Raw genomic sequence first — 18,590 nt, 5'->3', positions numbered from 1 at the left:
CGAAGGCCCTACGCCGCGGCCCGAGCCGCCTCGAGCGCCGCGATGAGGCGCTCCGGCTCCCTGGTCGACAGGTACAGGTACGGCGTGGGGTCGGCCGGGTCGGTGACCTGGACGCGGAGGGCCGTGGGGATGTACGCCCGCAGGAGCATGAAGGCACGCGGGTCCGCCTTGAACGTGCGCCAGGCGCGCGCCTCCTCCTGGTCCAGGATCTCCGCGTCGCCCAGGGCCGTGACCGGGATCTTGGCCTCACCCGCGATCAGGGAGTCACCGACGACCCGGATGCGGATCGACCCGTACGCGCTCGCCACGACCGCTGAGACCGCCGTGCCGCCGACCAGCCCGCCCAGCAGCGGCAAGGTGCCGAAGGGGAGGAAGATCAGGGCCATCGCTATCCCGGTCAGGAAGCAGATCGCCCACCAGCTGCGGGGGGCGGTGAGGCGTTCTTCGTACGGGGAGGCGGAGAGCTGCATGAAGCCAAGCTTGGCACGGTGCGAAGACTTGGTGGACGCGCGGGTAAGGTCTGCGGCTGTGAGTCGTACTTCCGCAGCTCTGAAGCCTCCCGCCGACGCCGTCGCGCCGGTGCGGCATGCCGACGCGCCCGCCCCCGGCGAGCTCCTCGGCGCCCACTACGAACAGTGTTTCGGGTGTGGCGGGGAGCAGTCGCACGGGCTGCACCTGGAGGCACGCGCGGGGGAGGGCGTCACCGTCACGGCGGAGTTCACCGTACGGCCCGCCCACCAGGGCGCCCCGGGTCTCGCTCACGGCGGAGTGCTGGCCACCGCCCTCGACGAGACGCTCGGCTCGCTGAACTGGCTGCTGCGCACCACCGCGGTCACCGGCCGCCTGGAGACCGACTTCGCCCTGCCCGTCCCCGTGGGCACGGTGCTGTATCTGGAGGCCGAGGTCACGGCGGTGGCAGGCCGCAAGATCTACTCGACCGCCACCGGGCGGATCGGCGGCCCCGACGGGCCCGTCGCCGTTCGCGCCGACGCCGTCTTCGTCGAGGTCAAGGTCGACCACTTCATCGACAACGGCCGTCCGGAGGAGATCCGGGCCGCCATGAACGAACCGGACCAGATCCGCCGTGTCCGTGCCTTCGAGGTGAACCCGTGACCCGCGAGCCCCGTCAAGAACTCGCTGTGCTGATCCGCCGCGTCGACCCGGACGTACCGCTCCCCGAGTACGCGCAACCGGGTGACGCGGGAGCCGATCTGCGCACCACCGAGAGCCGTGAACTGAAGCCGGGTGAGCGCGCCGTACTGCCCACGGGTGTGTCCATCGCGCTGCCCGAGGGGTACGCGGCCTTCGTGCACCCGCGTTCCGGGCTGGCCGCCCGCTGCGGTGTCGCCCTCGTGAATGCCCCGGGGACGGTTGATGCCGGGTACCGTGGGGAGATCAAGGTGATCGTGGTGAATCTCGACCCGCATGAGTCGGTGCGGTTCGAGCGCTTCGACCGGATTGCTCAACTGGTCGTCCAGCAGGTCGAGAAGGTCCGCTTCCAGGAGGTCGCGGAACTTCCCGATTCGGCGCGGGCTGCCGGGGGCTTCGGGTCCACTGGCGGTCATGCCGCCGTGGGCGGCACAACGGGTGGGAATCGATACGCTTCGGTCGTATCCGACCGGGAAGGACAGTGACGTGTTCGGACGTCGCAAGAAGGGCAGTGCCGCCGAGGACGCGGCGGGCGAGGCCGAGCAGGTCGTCGACAGTGTCGACACTGAGGCGGACGAGGCGGAGCGCGAGCGCGTGAGGCTCGAGCCGGAGCCGCGACCCGACGGACCCTGGGACGACTCGGAGGTGCGGGACCCCGCCGAGGGGCGCGTGGACCTGGGCGGTCTCTTCGTCCCCGGAGTCGACGGGATGGAGCTGCGGGTCGAGGTCGCGGGTGACGCGATCGTGGCGGCCACCGTCGTCCTCAAGGACAGCGCCATCCAGCTGCAGGCCTTCGCCGCTCCCAAGCGCGAGGGCATCTGGGGCGAGGTGCGCGAGGAGATCGCCTCCGGCATCACGCAGCAGGGCGGTGTCATCGACGAGGTCGAGGGCCCGCTGGGCTGGGAGCTGCGGGCGCAGGTGCCGGTGCAGCTGCCGGACGGCACGGGTGGTTTCCAGGTCGTGCGGTTCGTCGGCGTGGACGGCCCCCGCTGGTTCCTGCGCGGAGTGATCTCCGGGCAGGGCGCCGTGCAGCCGCAGGCCGCGGGTCTGCTGGAGCAGATCTTCAGGGACACGGTCGTCGTACGCGGTGAGGGTCCGATGGCCCCGCGCGACCCGATCGTCCTGAAGCTGCCGAACGACGCGCAGATGGTGCCCGAGGGTGTCCAGCAGGAGGAGCAGAGCGGTTCCCGCTTCTCCGGAGGCATGGGACAGCTGCAGCGCGGACCGGAGATCACCGAGGTCCGCTAGGTCCTGTCGTCGCAGGGCAGACGGGGATTTGACGACAGGGCTCAGGACAGGCCTAGGACCTGTCTGTCGGACTTCGCGGGCAGAGCAGCCACAGGGCTTCAAAGGGCCGCACCCCTCGACGGGGGTGCGGCCCTTTCTTGTGCGCGATCCCTTGACGGGCGGTTGGTCTGTACCTATGGTCTCGGCCCAGCGCCTGAGTTCACGGAGGCGCTCATCGTTCACATACGAGAACGGATGGCCCCCCACCATGCGCCGTACCGCCCTCCTCGCCACCGTCACCGCCCTCGTCGCGGGCGCCCTCGTCTGGCCCGCCGCCCGACAGGCCGACGCCGCCCCCACCACCTTCGCGCACCCCGGAGTCACGGTCTCCAGGAGCCAGCTGGACTTCGCCCGCACCAAGGTCAACGCCGGGGCCCAGCCCTGGAAGGCCGCGTACGACCAGATGATGGCGAGCAAGTACGCCGACCTGAACCGCGTCCCGAAGCCCCGCGCGACAGTGGAGTGCGGCTCCTACTCCAACCCCAACTACGGCTGCACGGACGAGCGCGAGGACGCGATAGCCGCGTACACCGACGCCCTCGCCTGGTACATCACCCGCGACGACCGGTACGCGCAGAAGTCCATCGCCTTGATGGACGCCTGGTCGGCCGTGATCAAAGAGCACACCAACAGCAACGCGCCCCTGCAGACCGGCTGGGCCGGCTCCTCGTGGCCCAAGGCCGCCGAGCTCATCAAGTACACGTACACCGGCACCTGGGCCAACTCCGGCCGTTTCGCGACCATGCTGCGCACCGTCTACCTCCCCGAGGTCATCAACGGCTCCAACTCCAACGGGAACTGGGAACTGTCGATGATGGAGGCCGCCGTCGGCATCTCCGTCTTCCTTGAGGACCGGACGTCGTACGACAAGGCCATGGCGAAGTTCCGGACCCGCACGGCCGCGTACGTCTACCTCTCCTCCGACGGCGCGCTGCCCAAGACCGTGCCGAGCCAGAACCTCGACACCACCGCGAAGATCGTCAACTACTGGCAGGGGCAGTCCACCTTCGTCACCGGGCTCACTCAGGAGACCTGCCGCGACTTCACGCACACCGGGTACGGCATCTCGGCCATCTCGCACATCGCCGAGACCAGCCGGATCCAGGGCGAGGACCTGTACGGCACCGACGTCGGCGAGCGGCTGCGGCAGGCGCTCGGATTCCAGTCGAAGTACCAGCTGGGCGAGGCGGTACCGAGCTGGCTGTGCGGTGGCTCCCTCACCCTCGGGCTGGGGCCGGTGACCGAGACCGGCTACAACGCCCTGCACAACCGCTTGGGCATCGCCATGACCAACACCCAGAAGCTGACCGAGCAGAACCGGCCGTCCGGCAGCAACAACCTCTTCGTCGCCTGGGAGACTCTCACCGACGGGGACAATCCGAACTGACGCCCTGTCCGGCCGGGCGCCCTGGTGGCGACACCGGGGCGCCCGGCCGGCGGGGAAGGTATTCGCCCGGTGGACCGGGGAGGGACATGAGCCAGGTCGAGGTCGCCACAAAGACCATGGTGCGCGTCGAGAAGGTGCATCGCTGGTACGGCGGTGGAGCCGCCGTCGTACCCGCCCTGCGCGGCGTCTCCTTCGACGTGCCACGCGGCGAACTGGTCGCCCTCACGGGCCGCCCCGGGTCCGGCAGGACCACGCTCCTCAACCTCGTCGGCAGCCTCGACGAACCGGACGCGGGGCGGATCACCGTCGACGGGTTCGCGCTGGACGGGCTCGGCGAGGACGGCCTGCTGGAGCTGCGCAGGGACCGGATCGGCTTCGTCTTCCAGCCCCTTGGGCTCATCCCGCTGCTCACGGTCGCCGAGAACATCGGTGTGCCGCTGAGGCTGCGCGGGGTCGCCGGGCACGCGCGCGAGGAGCGGATCGCCCGGCTGCTCTCGCTCGTCGGGCTCACCGACCACGCGGCGTGCCGGCCCGGGGAGCTCACCGGCGGGCAGCAACAGCGTGTGGCGATCGCGCGCGCCCTCGCGGGCGAACCCGCGCTCCTCGTCGCCGACGAGTTCGCGGCCGGGCTCGACGCGGGGAGCGGCCGTGCCCTGATGGAGCTGCTGCACGTGATCGTCCGCAGCGAACAGGTGACGGCCCTGGTCTCCCCCTCCCGGGCCACCCCGCTCGACCTGGCCGATCGGGTCATCGAGCTGCGCGACGGAGGGATCGTCGAGCACTGAGTCGGGCGGCATCAGGGTTGCGTCAAAGACGGCCGCCGGCCGGCCTCCCACCCCATTTGTCGAGATTGTTGGCCGTAAGGTCGACGCTGCGTACACAGCGGTGACAGGAAGACAATGGGGCCATGGGACGCGGCAAGCTTCGGATCTACCTCGGTGCGGCACCGGGCGTCGGCAAGACGTACGCGATGCTCTCAGAGGCGCACCGCCGTATGGAGCGGGGTACCGACTGCGTCGTCGCCTTCGTGGAGCACCACAACCGGCCGCGCACCGAGGTGATGCTGCACGGCCTGGAGCAGGTTCCGCGCAAGCAGCTCGAGTACCGTGGCTCGGTCTTCAGCGAGATGGACGTGGATGCCGTCCTGCTCCGCGCCCCGGCCGTCGCTCTGGTGGACGAACTCGCCCACACCAATGTCCCCGGCTCACGCAACGCCAAGCGCTGGCAGGACGTGGAGGAGCTGCTCGCCGCCGGGATCGACGTCGTCTCCACCGTCAACATCCAGCACCTGGAGTCACTGGGCGACGTCGTCGAGTCGATCACGGGTGTACGGCAGCGCGAGACCGTCCCGGACGAGGTCGTGCGGCGGGCGGACCAGATCGAGCTGGTCGACATGTCGCCCCAGGCGCTGCGCCGCCGTATGGCGCACGGCAACATCTACAAGTCCGACAAGGTCGACGCGGCCCTGTCCAACTACTTCCGCCCCGGCAACCTCACCGCACTGCGTGAGCTCGCGCTGCTGTGGGTGGCCGACCGGGTCGACGAGTATCTGACCGAGTACCGCAGCGAGCACCGGGTCTCGAAGATCTGGGGCTCCCGTGAGCGGATCGTGGTCGGGCTGACCGGCGGTCCCGAGGGGCGCACACTGATCCGCCGGGCCGCCCGGCTCGCCGAGAAGGGCGCGGGCGGCGAGGTCATGGCCGTGTACATAGCCCGCAGCGACGGACTGACCTCCGCCTCGCCCAAGGAGCTCGCCGTCCAGCGCACCCTGGCCGAGGACCTGGGCGGCACCTTCCACCATGTCGTCGGGGACGACATACCGGTCGCGTTGCTCGACTTCGCGCGCGGGGTGAACGCCACCCAGATCGTGCTCGGCTCCTCGCGCCGCAAGACCTGGCAGTACGTCTTCGGGCCCGGCGTCGGCGCCACCGTCGCCCGGGAGTCGGGCCCCGATCTGGACGTCCACATCGTCACCCACGACGAGGTCGCCAAGGGGCGCGGGCTGCCCGTCGCCCGGGGCGCCCGGCTCGGCCGCTCCCGGATCATCTGGGGCTGGCTGATCGGAGTCGGCGGCCCGGTGGTGCTGGCCCTGCTGCTGAACACCATCCACCTCGGCCTCGCCAACGACATGCTGCTGTTCCTGACGGTGACGGTCGCGGCGGCGCTGCTCGGCGGACTCTTCCCGGCCCTCGCCTCGGCGGCCTTCGGCTCGCTGCTGCTGAACTACTACTACACGCCGCCGCTGCACCGGCTGACGATCGCCGACCCCAAGAACATCGTCGCCATCGCGATCTTCGTCGGGGTCGCCGTCTCCGTGGCCTCGGTCGTGGACCTCGCGGCCCGACGCACCCATCAGGCGGCCCGGCTGCGCGCCGAGTCGGAGATCCTCTCCTTCCTCGCGGGCAGCGTGCTGCGCGGCGAGACCAGCCTGGAGGCCCTGCTGGAACGGGTCCGGGAGACCTTCGGGATGGAGTCGGTCGCCCTGCTGGAGCGGGCCGGCGACGTCGACCCGTGGACGTGCGCGGGCAGCGTGGGCCCCCAGGCACCGACACGGCCCGAGGACGCGGACGTGGACATGCCGGTCGGCGACCACATGGCGCTCGCGCTGTCCGGACGCGTCCTGCCCGCCTCCGACCGCCGGGTGCTCGCCGCCTTCGCCGCCCAGGCCGCGGTCGTCCTGGACCGTCAGCGCCTCCAGCACGAGGCCGACCAGGCCAAGGAGCTGGCCGAGGGCAACCGCATCCGCACCGCGCTGCTGGCCGCCGTGAGCCATGACCTGCGGACCCCGCTGGCCGCGATCAAGGCCGCCGTGTCCTCGCTGCGGTCCGACGACGTGGCCTGGTCGGAGGAGGACCAGGCGGAGCTCCTGGAGGCGATCGAGGAGGGCGCCGACCGCCTCGACCACCTGGTGGGCAACCTGCTCGACATGTCCCGCCTGCAGACCGGTACGGTCACCCCACTGATCCGCGAGATCGACCTCGACGAGGTGGTCCCGATGGCGCTGGGCGGCGTACCCGAGGGCAGTACCGAGCTGGACATCCCCGAGACGCTGCCCATGGTCGCCGTCGACCCCGGCCTGCTGGAGCGCGCGGTCGCCAACCTCGTCGAGAACGCCGCCAAGTACAGCCCCGCCGACGAACCGGTCCTGGTGTCCGCGAGCGCCATGGCCGACCGGGTGGAGGTACGGGTGGTGGACCGCGGCCCCGGAGTCCCGGACGAGGCCAAGGACCGCATCTTCGCGCCCTTCCAGCGCTACGGCGACGCTCCCCGCGGCGCGGGCGTCGGCCTCGGCCTCGCGGTCGCCCGCGGCTTCGCCGAGGCGATGGGCGGCACACTGAACGCCGAGGACACGCCTGGCGGCGGACTCACCATGGTGCTCACGGTCCGGGCGGTGGACAACCGACGCGCCCTGGCCACGGCAACAGCAGAAAGGCAGGCTTCATGACCAGGGTGCTCGTGGTCGACGACGAGCCGCAGATCGTGCGTGCCCTCGTGATCAACCTGAAGGCACGCCATTACGAGGTCGACGCGGCCGCCGACGGCGCCGGTGCCCTCCAGCTCGCCGCCGCCCGCCATCCGGACGTCGTCGTCCTCGACCTCGGGCTGCCCGACATGGACGGCGTAGAGGTGATCAAGGGGCTGCGCGGCTGGACCCGGGTGCCGATCCTGGTGCTCTCCGCCCGGCACTCCTCGGACGAGAAGGTCGAGGCGCTCGACGCAGGTGCCGACGACTACGTCACCAAGCCCTTCGGCATGGACGAGCTGCTGGCCCGGCTGCGCGCCGCCGTGCGCCGCGCGGAGCCGACCGGGGGCGGCGAGGACGACGTCGTCGTCGACACCGAGGACTTCACGGTCGACCTGGCCGCCAAGAAGGTCAACAGGGCGGGGCGGGACGTACGGCTCACCCCCACGGAGTGGCACCTGCTGGAGGTGCTGGTGCGCAACACCGGCCGCCTGGTCAGTCAGAAGCAGCTGCTCCAGGAGGTGTGGGGACCGTCGTACGGCACCGAGACGAACTATCTGCGGGTCTACATGGCGCAGCTGCGCCGCAAGCTGGAGGTGGACCCCTCGCATCCTCGGCACTTCATCACGGAACCGGGGATGGGATATCGGTTCGAGAAGTAGTCCCTGCGGGAAGGGGTACAGGGCGGGCAGGGCCACAGGAACGGCACAGGCGCGCGGAGGAGCGCTGGTGAGCGCACGCGTTCATCCGACGTCAGCGCTCCCCGGTACGCTTTCGGTATGAGTGCTGTTCCTCGTTCCGAAAAGCCGGCGGGCCGGTTCCGGCGCATGATCGACCGGCTCTCCTCGTCCCAGGAGGACCTGGAGTCCGAGGAGCTGCGCGAGGACTCCGAGACCGCGGGGTGTACGCGTATCGGTGACTGCCACGACCGACAGATCGTCACGGTTACTGGTACCTTGCGCACGGTCACTCTGCGCCCACGGGCCGGAGTCCCGGCCCTCGAGGCCGAGCTGTTCGACGGTTCGGCCGCCCTGGACGTGGTCTGGCTCGGCAGACGCTCCATCGTGGGCATAGAGCCGGGACGCAAGTTGATCGCCTCGGGCCGGATCTCGATGAGCCGGGGCCGTAGGGTGCTGTTCAATCCGAAGTACGAACTCAGACCCCTTGGACGGGAGTAGCCGGTGACGTCGCTCGACAAGCCGACCGAAGACGCCCAGGACGCCCAGAACGCCCAGCAGGACGCGCGGGCGGTGACCGAGGCCGCACTCTTCGAGGCGTTCGGCGGCGTGCGGGGCATGGTCGAGACGGTGGTGCCCGGCCTGCTCTTCGTCACCATCTTCACGATCAACAAGAACCTGCACTGGTCGGCGATCGCCGCCCTCGGGGTGTCCCTGCTGCTGGTCGTGGTCCGCCTCGCGATGCGGGACACCGTCAAGCACGCCTTCAGCGGCGTCTTCGGCGTCGCCTTCGGCGTGGTCTTCGCGATGATGACGGGCAACGCCAAGGACTTCTATCTGCCGGGCATGCTCTACACGCTCGGCCTGGCCGTCGCCTACATCGTCACGACCCTCGCCGGCGTGCCTCTGATCGGTCTGATCCTCGGCCCGGTCTTCAAGGAGAACCTCTCCTGGCACACCCGCAACCCCGGCCGCAAGAAGGCGTACGCGAAGGCCAGCTGGGCCTGGGGCCTGATCCTGCTCGCCAAGTGCGCGATCCTCTTCCCGCTCTACTGGTGGGCCAACACCGCCCAGCTGGGCTGGGTCCTGATCGCGTTGAAGATCCCGCCCTTCCTGCTGGCCGTCTGGCTGACCTGGGTGTTCCTGGCCAAGGCCCCTGCGCCCATCGACGTGTTCGCCGAGATGGAGGCGGAGGAGCAGGCCGAGAAGGACCGCAAGGCCGCCCTCGCGAACGAGTCCGGTGACGAGGCCACGGCCGGCCGTCACCGCCGCGACGCGTAGCGGTTTCCCGTACGACGGCGGGGGCGCCCGGAGATCTCCGGGCGCCCCCGCCGTCGTATCGGAGCTGTCGGGGCCGACTGGCGACTAGTACTGCAACCGCATCTGGAGAATGTGGCCTCGGCGTTTATAGTGGGAGCGGCGGGCTCGGGCTTGGCTGCGTCGTCGGAAGCGTGACCAGTGCAGATGGTGCTCGTTGCTGTGACAGTGGCGCGTGACGACGACGTGGCCCATCAACCGGCGGATCTCCGGGACGCTGAGGGGTATGAGGTCTTGCTCGTCGTCGAGAGTGCCCCTTTGTGGCTTCTGCGGCGCGGACGGCGGTCAGGTAGGCAAGGGCGGCCATGGCCAGGGTGATGTGGCGGTACCAGGCCCGGTAGAGCCGCACCTGGTAGTGGTCCAGACCGCACTCTCCCTTCGCGGTCTGGAAGCACTCCTCGACCGCCCACCTCGCGGCAGCTACTTTGACCAGGTCTTTCAGTCGGGAGGCGACCGGGCCGTAGCAGACGTAGTAGGCGATCTCGCTCGGGTCGCTGACGCTGCGTCGGGCCAGCACCCAGTGCCCGAAGCCGTTTTCCCAGGACGGGCGGATCGCGACACGCGCCCAGTCGTAGATCCGCTCACCGTGCGCGCCGGCCCCGCCGGAGATTCGTTTCCACCGCTGGCGGGGCAGCGCGGCGACCAACTGGTCCACCCGCGTGTCCGCCCCGTGCGTGGTGATCACAGTGTCGTTGACCTTCGTAGCCAGCACGTGCGCGACCCGACGTTCCTCCAGCCACACTCGCAGGTGCTTGACCTGCCCGTATGCCTCGTCAGCGGTGACCCACGCGAACGGGACACCCGCGTCGATGGCGCGTTGCAGCATCCACTTGAAGTGCTCGTTCTTGGTCGCGAAGGGGACCTCGTCGTCGATCCCGGCCGCGCGGCAGCGGTCACGGTCATCCGTCCAGGAGACGGGGATGTAGAGCTCGCGGTCGATCAACGCCCGCCCCTGGCGGAGGCGTAGGCCAGGAATGTTCCGATCTGGCTGTTCTCCGTGCGGCCGGCTGTGCCGGTGTACTGCCGCTGGACGCCGGCGGACTTGGTGCCCTTCTTCAGGAAGCCGGTGTCGTCGCCGATCAGCACCGCGTCCTTGGCGCCGATGGTCTCCACGACGAAGTCCCGGACATCGTCGCGGACCGCGTTCTCGTCCCAGTCGGAGTGGTTGAGCAGGCGCTGGACGCCGTCGGGGCGCAACTGCCCGACCTGCTCCGACAGCGTCCACCCGTTCTTCTTCTCAAGCGGCGCGAGCAACCCGTTCAGGTAGTCCGACGCCCGCTCGCGGGGCTCCGACCTGCCGAAACGGTGGGCGAACCGGGCATGGAACCCGGCTATCCCCTCGGACCACGACTCGACCTGCTCAACCGTCAACGATTCATCGCACAGTCGGAACAACGAGCCAACCCAGCACCTGTCACGGCAGATGCGGTTGCAGTACTAGCTCGTCGCGTCGTCGCGGCGGACCGAGAGCAGGTCCTCGAGCTGCTCTTCGCGGGCCTGGGCGGCCACGAAGAGGAGTTCGTCGCCCGCCTCCAGGGAGTCCTCGTGGGAGGGGGTGAGGACGCGGGTGCCGCGGATGATCGTGACCAGGGAGGTGTCCTCGGGCCACTCCACGTCGCCGACCTGGGTGCCGGCCAGGGCCGACTCCGGCGGGAGGGTCAGCTCGACCAGGTTCGCGTCGCCGTGGCTGAAGCGCAGCAGCCGGACCAGGTCGCCGACGCTCACCGCCTCCTCGACCAGGGCCGACATCAGACGCGGGGTGGAGACCGCCACGTCCACGCCCCAGGCCTCGTTGAACAGCCACTCGTTCTTGGGGTTGTTCACGCGGGCGACGACGCGCGGGACGCCGTACTCGGTCTTCGCGAGCAACGAGACGACCAGGTTGACCTTGTCGTCACCGGTGGCCGCGATGACCACGTTGCAGCGCTGCAGCGCCGCCTCGTCCAGCGAGGTGATCTCGCAGGCGTCGGCGAGCAGCCACTCCGCCTGCGGGACGCGCTCGACCGAGATGGCGGTCGGCGCCTTGTCGATCAGCAGAATCTCGTGCCCGTTCTCCAGGAGCTCGCCCGCGATGGAGCGGCCGACGGCACCGGCACCGGCAATGGCGACCCTCATCAGTGACCGCTCTCCTCTTCGGGGCCCTCGGCGAACGACGCCTCGACCTTCTCAACGTCGTTCGTGCGCATCATCACGTGCACGAGGTCGCCCTCCTGCAGCACCGTCTGCGAGGAGGGCAGGATCGCCTCACCCAGCCGCGTGAGGAAAGCCACACGCACCCCGGTCTCGTCCTGGAGACGGCTGATCTTGTGGCCGACCCAGGCGGCGGAGGCGTGCACCTCGGCGAGCTGCACCCCGCCGGTGGGGTCGCGCCACAGCGGCTCGGCGCCCGAGGGGAGCAGCCGCCGCAGCATCTGGTCGGCCGTCCAGCGGACGGTGGCGACGGTCGGGATGCCCAGGCGCTGGTAGACCTCGGCGCGGCGCGGGTCGTAGATGCGCGCCGCGACGTTCTCGATGCCGAACATCTCGCGGGCCACCCGGGCGGCGATGATGTTCGAGTTGTCACCGCTGGAGACGGCGGCGAAGGCGCCGGCCTCCTCGATGCCCGCTTCGCGCAGGGTGTCCTGGTCGAAGCCGACTCCGGTGACACGACGGCCGCCGAAGCCGGAGCCCAGTCGTCGGAAGGCGGTGGGGTCGTGATCGATCACAGCGACCGTGTGCCCCTGTTGCTCCAGGGTCTGGGCGAGAGCGGAACCCACTCTTCCGCAGCCCATGATGACGATGTGCACGACCGTCCTTCCGGATGTGATTGGTTACGGCTCAGGCTGAACAGGGTCTCAGACCGCCGCCCAAGCTACACACGCGCGGTCGATCAGGGGCACCCCTGTGCACGTTCGCCTGCGCGTCTTCGACGATCAGCGGCGATTGAAGCTGCGCACACTGAGAAGAGTCAGGATTCCGAGTCCGACGAGTCCTGCCGTGGCACCGATGAGCTCAGCGGTCGCATGCATGGAACCTCCATAGTGGGGCAAACAGGGGCTTTGTCATATAGGCATGCGGAAGTACGTGGCTACGGAATCCGCAACGGGACCCCTTCCCGTTTTCACTCGGAGAGCAGATGTCGAGCGGCGGGTGGGCGACGTCCCGTTCGAACGCTTACGATCCTCTGCGTGTCCAAACTGACCGACGTGCCCAAACGGATCTTGATCGGGCGCGCACTGCGCAGTGATCGGCTCGGGGAAACCCTCCTGCCGAAGCGCATCGCACTCCCCGTCTTCGCGTCCGACCCGCTCTCCTCCGTGGCCTACGCACCCGGGGAAGTGCTTCTGGTCCTCTCCATCGCGGGCGTGTCGGCCTACCACTTCAGCCCCTGGATCGCGCTCGCGGTCGTCGTGCTGATGTTCACGGTGGTCGCTTCCTACCGGCAGAACGTGCACGCCTACCCCAGTGGTGGCGGCGACTACGAGGTGGCCAACACCAACCTCGGCCCCAAGGCCGGCCTCACCGTCGCCAGCGCGCTGCTCGTGGACTACGTCCTCACCGTCGCCGTGTCCATCGCCTCCGGCATCGAGAACCTCGGCTCCGCGATCCCCTTCGTCGTCGAGCACAAGGTGCTGTGCGCCGTCGTCGTCATCGTGCTGCTCACGTTGATGAACCTGCGCGGAGTGAAGGAGTCCGGAAAGCTCTTCGCGATTCCGACGTACGTCTTCGTCGCGGGCGTCTTCATCATGATCGCGTGGGGTGCCTTCCGCGGGCTCGTACTGAACGACACCATGCGCGCACCGACGTCCGACTACCACATCAAGGCCGAGCACCAGGGCCTCGCGGGCTTCGCGCTCGTCTTCCTGCTGCTGCGTGCCTTCTCCTCCGGCTGCGCGGCGCTCACCGGCGTCGAGGCCATCTCCAACGGCGTTCCCGCCTTCCGCAAGCCCAAGTCCAAGAACGCCGCGACCACACTCGCGGCGATGGGCCTGCTCGCCGTCACCATGTTCTGCGGCATCATCGCCCTGGCCATGACGACCAAGGTCCGGATGGCCGAGAACCCGGCCACCGACCTGATCCACAACGGCGTCCCGATCGGCTCCGGATACGTCCAGAACCCGGTGATCTCGCAGGTCGCCGAGGCGGTCTTCGGCAAGGGCAGCCTCCTGTTCATCGTGCTCGCCGCCGCGACCGCGCTGGTCCTGTTCCTCGCGGCGAACACCGCGTACAACGGCTTCCCGCTGCTCGGCTCGATCCTCGCCCAGGACCGCTATCTGCCGCGCCAGCTGCACACCCGCGGCGACCGCCTCGCCTTCTCCAACGGCATCGTGCTGCTCGCGGGCGCGGCCACGCTCCTGGTCGTCATCTACGGCGCCGACTCGACGCGGCTGATCCAGCTCTACATCGTCGGCGTCTTCGTGTCCTTCACGCTCAGCCAGACCGGCATGGTCCGGCACTGGAACCGCCACCTGCGCACCGAGAAGGACCCGGCCAAGCGCAGCCATATGATCCGCTCCCGCGCGATCAACGCCTTCGGCGCCTTCTTCACCGGTCTGGTGCTGGTCGTCGTCCTCGTCACCAAGTTCACCCACGGCGCCTGGGTGGCCCTGCTCGGCATGGTGATCTTCTACGCGACGATGAGCGCGATCCGTAAGCACTACGACCGCGTCGCCGAGGAGATCGCCGCTCCCGAGGGGCCCTCCGACGACAGCGTCCGCCCCTCCCGCGTCCACTCGGTGGTCCTGATCTCCAAGATCCACCGCCCGACCCTGCGCGCCCTCGCCTACGCCAAGCTGATGCGCTCCGACACCCTCGAAGCGCTCAGCGTCAACGTCGACCCGGCCGAGACCAAGGCGCTGCGCGAGGAGTGGGAGCGGCGCGGCATCGACGTACCGCTGAAGGTCCTCGACTCGCCGTACCGCGAGATCACGCGGCCGATCATCGAGTACGTCAAGGGCCTGCGCAAGGAGTCCCCGCGCGACGCGGTGTCCGTGATCATCCCCGAGTACGTGGTCGGCCACTGGTACGAGCACCTGCTGCACAACCAGAGCGCCCTGCGGCTCAAGGGGCGGCTGCTGTTCACGCCCGGTGTGATGGTGACCTCCGTGCCCTACCAGCTGGAGTCCTCCGAGGCCGCGAAGAACCGGGCCCGCAAGCGGCAGGACTGGAACGCGCCGGGTGCGGTGCGCCGGGGTCCGGCGGAGGAGCGTCCGAAGGAGACCTCGAACACCAAGGGCTGACGGTCTTGTGGTGAGCGGCCGGGCAACGTCCACGTAGACTGGTGGGCTGTTGTCCGGCCGCTCGTCGTTCCGCGACCCCTTCCTTCATCCCCTTTCGCATCTGGAGTCACCCCGCCATGCAGGCAGAACCGAAGAAATCGCTGGTGGGGGAGGAGTACGAGGTCGAGATCGGCCCCGTGGCCCATGGCGGGCACTGCATCGCCCGTACGAGCGAGGGCCAGGTCCTCTTCGTCCGGCACACTCTGCCCGGGGAGCGCGTCGTCGCGCGCGTCACGGAGGGCGAGGAGGGTGCGCGCTTCCTGCGCGCGGACGCGGTGACGATCCTCTCGGCCTCCAAGGACCGCGTCGAAGCCCCCTGCCCCTATGCCGGCCCAGGCCGCTGCGGCGGCTGCGACTGGCAGCACGCCAAGCCGGGCGCGCAGCGCCGCCTCAAGGGCGAGGTCATCGCCGAGCAGCTGCAGCGGCTCGCGGGCCTCACGCCCGAGGAGGCGGGCTGGGACGGCACGGTGATGCCCGCCGAGGGCGACAAGCTGCCCGCCGGCGAGGTCCCAGCCTGGCGCACGCGCGTCCAGTACGCCGTGGACCCCGACGGCAACGCCGGACTGCGCCGCCACCGCTCGCACGAGGTCGAGCCGATCGAGCACTGCATGATCGCGGCGCCGGGCGTCAGCGAACTCGGCATCGAGGAGCGCGACTGGTCCGGCATGGCCTCGGTCGACGCGATCGCCGCGACCGGTTCCCAGGACCGCATGGTCATCCTGGAGCCCCGCCCCGGCGCCCGCCTGCCCCTCGTGGAACTCGACAAGCCCGTCTCGGTGATGCGCGTCGAGGAGCACGACGGCGGCATCCACCGCGTCCACGGCCGCGCGTTCGTGCGCGAGCGGGCCGACGGCCGTACGTACCGTGTCGGCAGCGGCGGCTTCTGGCAGGTCCACCCGATGGCAGCCGACACCCTGGTCAAGGCCGTCATGCAGGGCCTGATGCCGCGCAAGGGCGAGATGGCGCTCGACCTGTACTGCGGCGTCGGCCTCTTCGCGGGCGCCCTCGCGGACCGACTGGGCGACAAGGGCGCGGTCCTCGGCATCGAGTCGGGCAAGCGCGCGGTCGAGGACGCCCGGCACAACCTCGCCGCCTTCGACCGGGTCCGCATCGAACAGGGCAAGGTCGAGTCGGTCCTCCCGCGCACCGGCATCACCGAGGTCGACCTGATCGTCCTCGACCCGCCCCGCGCCGGCGGCGGCAAGAAGACGGTCGAACACCTCACCTCCCTGAGCGCCCGCCGCATCGCGTACGTCGCCTGCGACCCGGCGGCGCTGGCCCGCGACCTCGGGTACTTCCGCGACGGCGGGTACAAGGTGCGGACGCTGCGGGCGTTCGATCTGTTTCCGATGACGCATCACGTGGAGTGCGTGGCGATTCTGGAGCCGGGGGCGAAGGGGATCTGACCTGCGGTTTTGCGGTTTGGGTGGGTTGCTCGACCTGTTTCCATCCGTGGAGCGGGTCGAGTGCCCGGCTTGACCCTTGAAGCCGCCTGAACTGCGAATTCATCAGGGAGTCGCTTGCGTCGGCGACGCCTTCAAGGTCTCGATCGGAGATTCTTGACGCTCGTATGACGCTCGAATCAGGAGTCTCAACCTCACGGGCCTCTCCGGCTCCTGCCCTGCGGACCGGGCCATCGGCCAGGGGGAAGCAATCCGGCAGGGTGTCCCGCTGCACCTTCCAGCCGTGCGAGCTGACATCCCGGCCTCAGGCTCGTTGCAGCTGAGAGCGCGGCCCGTCCAAGTCACAGAACGTGGCGCCGTAGTCCGAGGACCTGAGTGGCTAGTGTCACCTCGCCACCTAGATACCAGTCAGGTATCATCGCTGTATGGCGATGACACTCCGACTCCCCGATGACCTTGATGCAAAGCTTACCGAGCGTGCTCGTCGGGAACACCGCAGCAAGCAGGAACTTGCCATTGAGGCCATCCGTGACGCCCAGAATCGGGCCGAGCTGAAGGTCGATGACGTCCTGGCCGAGCTCATGGACAGCGATGCGGAAATCCTGGACTACCTGAAGTGACCGAAGTGCGCTACATCCAGATCGACGAGATTCTGGCCATCGCTCGCACGGTCAACGGTACCGAGCACAGCGTGCGTGACATGGGACTTTTGGTGTCAGCTATTGAGCGGCCCCGGACCAACGTGTTCGGAGCTGAGCTGTATCCCACGCTGCACGAGAAGGCGGCGGCACTGCTGCACTCCGTTGCCCGCAATCACGCGCTGATCGATGGCAACAAGCGCACCGCCTGGCTCGCCATGCGCGTCTTCCTGCGGCTCAATGGCGTCAGTGCCAGTACCCTTCCGCCGCCCGTCTCCATTGCCGGCCCGTTCGTCGAGGAAGTCGCGCAGGACAACGTCGATGTACCGGTCATTGCCAAGCGCCTGTCGGCCTGGTTCCCCGTTTCCTGACAATCGACGACGTGAGGGACGGGCGCCTGCGCCCGGGCCTCACTCACCCCGCTCAGGTCAGGCTGGAACCGGGGCGTAGGCGCAGACCGGGCACCGCGCAGCGGCAACTCCATGATCCCCGGGCGGCCCTGTGACGCGTACGGCGATTCCAGCAGACGTCGCCGGAACTTCTCCCGGTACGGCAAGAGGAGGCCCTCGGCCACCTCCCCCGAGAGATATTCCTTCGTGGAAGCGGGCGCTGTGCATTGGAGGGATCCGGCTCGGAGCGATCACACCGCCCTGCGGTGCGGGCCTTGCCGGGGCACGTCTCCACGCGGAAATGGCATCCGTTCTGGCCTGAGTGGGGAGGTGGCAACGACCCCGGCCAGGGGTGAGAGCCGGGGCCGTTGCGCGGGCTCCCGCCGATTCCGGTGCGGTCGGTCGCGGCGGGGGCGTCTCGGGGATGGGGATCAGACGAGGACGCGGAGCCCGGCCGGCAGGCCGAACTGGTCCCGGGACCATCCCTCGTAGATGCTGTCGGCGACGTTGCACAGGTGGTTCATCGCGGCGTGGACGTCGCGCCAGTAGCGCTGGAAGGGCTGGTCGCGGCGGAGCGAGCCGCCGCCGGCCCGGCGGAAGAGCTCGTCCACGGCGTCGGTGGCGCGGCGGGAGGCGCGGACCTGGTTGCGGCGGGCCTCGGCGCGGGCCTCGATGGTGACGGTCTTGCCAGCGAGGACGTCGTCGTACATGCGGTCCATGGTGGCCAGCAGGTGGGTGCGGCTGGCGTCCAGGTCGGCGGCGGCCTCGCCCAGGCTGGACAGCTGGTGCGGGTCCTCGGCGGCCCGGCTCCCGACGATGGTGACGCGCTGGCGGGTGTAGGCGAGGAAGGCGGCGAGCGCACCTTCGGCGATGCCGAGGGTGGAGGCGCTGATGGCGCTGGAGAACATCACGCCGAACGGCATCGCGTACAGGGGGTTTCCGGGCCGGTTGCGTTCGGCGAGAACGCCTTCGCTCACTTCGTGCGCGTCGAGGGCGCGGTGGTCGGGAACGAAGGCGTCCCGGACGATGATGTCCTTGCTGCCGGTGCCCGCGAGGCCGATCACGTCCCAGCTGTCCTGCTGGATCTCGTAGTCGGCGCGGGGCAGGACGAAGTGCCGCATGTCCGGCGGCATGGGGATGTTGCCGTCGTCGTCGGTGACGATGCCGCCCAGGACGGCCCAGTCACAGTGGTCGCTGCCCGAGGCGAAGGGCCAGCGTCCGGAGAACAGGTAACCGCCCTCGACCCTGCGGGCGCGGCCGTTGGGCGCGTAGGGGGAGGAGACCCAGGTGTCGGCGTTCTCCCCGTGCTCGCCCCACAGCTCCTGCTGGAGTTTCCGGTCGGCGAGGGCCAGCTCCCAGGGGTGGATGCCGACGACGCCGCCCACCCAGCCGGCGGCGGGGTTGCGGGCCGCGAGCGCCATCACGGTGCGGTAGAACTCGCCGGGTGTGGCCTCGTAGCCGCCGAACTCGCGGGGCTGCAGCAGACGGACGACTCCGGCGGAGCGCATCATCGCGGCGGTCTCGTCGGTGAGCCGGCCTGCTTCGTCGTCCTTGACGGCCTGCTGTTCGAACTGCGCGGCGAGCTTCTCGACGCGCTCGGTTACCTCGTGCATGAAAGTGAA

Annotated in this window: 17 protein-coding genes and 1 pseudogene; 13 read left to right on the top strand and 5 right to left on the bottom strand. The window is 69.5% G+C overall.

The genetic code is table 11. The features are described 5' to 3' along the window. Positions 1–8: 8 nt before the first annotated feature. Positions 9–470, bottom strand: coding sequence for a DUF3093 domain-containing protein (locus OG819_RS02545; RefSeq protein WP_266586599.1), 462 nt, complete (start codon positions 468–470; stop codon positions 9–11). 58 nt (positions 471–528) lie between these two features. On the opposite strand from OG819_RS02545, the gene OG819_RS02540 reads away from it, so the two are divergent. From OG819_RS02540 to OG819_RS02500, 9 genes are all read left to right on the top strand, one after another. Continuing rightward, positions 529–1,113 (top strand): PaaI family thioesterase, encoded by a 585-nt coding sequence (locus OG819_RS02540; protein WP_266647816.1) that lies wholly within the window; start codon positions 529–531, stop codon positions 1,111–1,113. After that, the gene (gene dut, locus OG819_RS02535; protein WP_095852176.1) at positions 1,110–1,634 is read left to right on the top strand and encodes a dUTP diphosphatase; all 525 of its coding nucleotides are present in this window, start codon (positions 1,110–1,112) and stop codon (positions 1,632–1,634) included. The genes OG819_RS02540 and dut overlap by 4 nt, the downstream gene beginning before the upstream one ends. A 1-nt stretch (position 1,635) precedes the next feature. Next, positions 1,636–2,397 carry a DUF3710 domain-containing protein gene (locus OG819_RS02530; protein WP_266430079.1) on the top strand — a complete coding sequence of 254 codons (762 nt, stop codon included), beginning with the start codon at positions 1,636–1,638 and terminating at the stop codon, positions 2,395–2,397. Between the two features lie 247 nt (positions 2,398–2,644). Next, complete coding sequence (locus tag OG819_RS02525; RefSeq protein WP_266629534.1) at positions 2,645–3,823, top strand: alginate lyase family protein; 1,179 nt, start codon at positions 2,645–2,647, stop codon at positions 3,821–3,823. Between the two features lie 86 nt (positions 3,824–3,909). Then, positions 3,910–4,608 (top strand): ABC transporter ATP-binding protein, encoded by a 699-nt coding sequence (locus OG819_RS02520; protein ID WP_266647814.1) that lies wholly within the window; start codon positions 3,910–3,912, stop codon positions 4,606–4,608. A gap of 122 nt (positions 4,609–4,730) precedes the next feature. Continuing rightward, positions 4,731–7,268 (top strand): sensor histidine kinase KdpD, encoded by a 2,538-nt coding sequence (locus OG819_RS02515; protein WP_266629537.1) that lies wholly within the window; start codon positions 4,731–4,733, stop codon positions 7,266–7,268. Next, on the top strand, positions 7,265–7,948 hold the full coding sequence (locus OG819_RS02510; RefSeq protein ID WP_266430067.1) for a response regulator: 684 nt from the start codon (positions 7,265–7,267) through the stop codon (positions 7,946–7,948). The genes OG819_RS02515 and OG819_RS02510 overlap by 4 nt, the downstream gene beginning before the upstream one ends. Before the next feature lie 117 nt (positions 7,949–8,065). Continuing rightward, the gene (locus OG819_RS02505) at positions 8,066–8,464 is read left to right on the top strand and encodes an OB-fold nucleic acid binding domain-containing protein (protein WP_079090087.1); all 399 of its coding nucleotides are present in this window, start codon (positions 8,066–8,068) and stop codon (positions 8,462–8,464) included. A gap of 3 nt (positions 8,465–8,467) precedes the next feature. After that, positions 8,468–9,244, top strand: coding sequence for a DUF3159 domain-containing protein (locus OG819_RS02500; RefSeq protein ID WP_266647813.1), 777 nt, complete (start codon positions 8,468–8,470; stop codon positions 9,242–9,244). A gap of 124 nt (positions 9,245–9,368) precedes the next feature. Here OG819_RS02500 and OG819_RS02495 read toward each other — a convergent pair. The 3 genes and pseudogenes from OG819_RS02495 to OG819_RS02485 all read right to left on the bottom strand — a co-directional run bounded on the left by OG819_RS02495 (position 9,369) and on the right by OG819_RS02485 (position 12,066). Further along, positions 9,369–10,615: pseudogene (locus OG819_RS02495) on the bottom strand (IS701 family transposase). Positions 10,616–10,717: 102 nt separating this feature from the next. Beyond that, on the bottom strand, positions 10,718–11,395 hold the full coding sequence (locus OG819_RS02490) for a TrkA family potassium uptake protein (protein WP_266647811.1): 678 nt from the start codon (positions 11,393–11,395) through the stop codon (positions 10,718–10,720). Beyond that, positions 11,395–12,066, bottom strand: a complete 672-nt coding sequence (locus tag OG819_RS02485; RefSeq protein WP_266629542.1) for a TrkA family potassium uptake protein — start codon at positions 12,064–12,066, stop codon at positions 11,395–11,397. Before OG819_RS02485 ends, OG819_RS02490 begins: the two co-directional genes overlap by 1 nt. 381 nt (positions 12,067–12,447) lie before the next feature. Here OG819_RS02485 and OG819_RS02480 point away from each other — a divergent pair, with 381 nt between their 5' ends. The 4 genes from OG819_RS02480 to OG819_RS02465 all read left to right on the top strand — a co-directional run bounded on the left by OG819_RS02480 (position 12,448) and on the right by OG819_RS02465 (position 16,950). Beyond that, positions 12,448–14,499, top strand: a complete 2,052-nt coding sequence (locus OG819_RS02480) for an APC family permease (RefSeq protein WP_266430046.1) — start codon at positions 12,448–12,450, stop codon at positions 14,497–14,499. A gap of 116 nt (positions 14,500–14,615) precedes the next feature. Further along, entirely contained in the window at positions 14,616–15,944 is a 1,329-nt protein-coding gene (locus tag OG819_RS02475; protein ID WP_266647809.1) for a TRAM domain-containing protein, read from the top strand. 422 nt (positions 15,945–16,366) lie between these two features. After that, positions 16,367–16,561: a ribbon-helix-helix protein, CopG family gene (locus tag OG819_RS02470; RefSeq protein ID WP_266629546.1), complete on the top strand. Its 195-nt coding sequence runs from the start codon at positions 16,367–16,369 to the stop codon at positions 16,559–16,561. After that, positions 16,558–16,950 (top strand): type II toxin-antitoxin system death-on-curing family toxin, encoded by a 393-nt coding sequence (locus OG819_RS02465; protein WP_266629548.1) that lies wholly within the window; start codon positions 16,558–16,560, stop codon positions 16,948–16,950. Before OG819_RS02470 ends, OG819_RS02465 begins: the two co-directional genes overlap by 4 nt. Before the next feature lie 449 nt (positions 16,951–17,399). On the opposite strand, the gene OG819_RS02460 is transcribed toward OG819_RS02465, so the two are convergent. Continuing rightward, positions 17,400–18,581 (bottom strand): acyl-CoA dehydrogenase family protein, encoded by a 1,182-nt coding sequence (locus OG819_RS02460; RefSeq protein WP_266629550.1) that lies wholly within the window; start codon positions 18,579–18,581, stop codon positions 17,400–17,402. Positions 18,582–18,590 lie beyond the last annotated feature (9 nt).

It is taken from the genome of Streptomyces sp. NBC_01549 (assembly GCF_026339955.1).
Lineage (GTDB): Bacteria > Actinomycetota > Actinomycetes > Streptomycetales > Streptomycetaceae > Streptomyces.
The sequence above is the reverse complement of the archived record's forward strand: the minus strand, read 5'-3'. Positions and strand labels throughout refer to the sequence as shown.

Bases quoted from the DNA above. Each gene is read 5' to 3' on its own strand.
- OG819_RS02545 (WP_266586599.1), bottom strand. From the start codon at position 470: ATGCAGCTCTCCGCCTCCCCGTACGAAGAACGCCTCACCGCCCCCCGC.
- OG819_RS02525 (WP_266629534.1), top strand. From the start codon at position 2,645: ATGCGCCGTACCGCCCTCCTCGCCACCGTCACCGCCCTCGTCGCGGGC.
- OG819_RS02520 (WP_266647814.1), top strand. From the start codon at position 3,910: ATGAGCCAGGTCGAGGTCGCCACAAAGACCATGGTGCGCGTCGAGAAG.
- OG819_RS02515 (WP_266629537.1), top strand. From the start codon at position 4,731: ATGGGACGCGGCAAGCTTCGGATCTACCTCGGTGCGGCACCGGGCGTC.
- OG819_RS02510 (WP_266430067.1), top strand. From the start codon at position 7,265: ATGACCAGGGTGCTCGTGGTCGACGACGAGCCGCAGATCGTGCGTGCC.
- OG819_RS02505 (WP_079090087.1), top strand. From the start codon at position 8,066: ATGAGTGCTGTTCCTCGTTCCGAAAAGCCGGCGGGCCGGTTCCGGCGC.
- OG819_RS02490 (WP_266647811.1), bottom strand. From the start codon at position 11,395: ATGAGGGTCGCCATTGCCGGTGCCGGTGCCGTCGGCCGCTCCATCGCG.
- OG819_RS02475 (WP_266647809.1), top strand. From the start codon at position 14,616: ATGCAGGCAGAACCGAAGAAATCGCTGGTGGGGGAGGAGTACGAGGTC.
- OG819_RS02470 (WP_266629546.1), top strand. From the start codon at position 16,367: ATGGCGATGACACTCCGACTCCCCGATGACCTTGATGCAAAGCTTACC.
- OG819_RS02460 (WP_266629550.1), bottom strand. From the start codon at position 18,581: ATGCACGAGGTAACCGAGCGCGTCGAGAAGCTCGCCGCGCAGTTCGAA.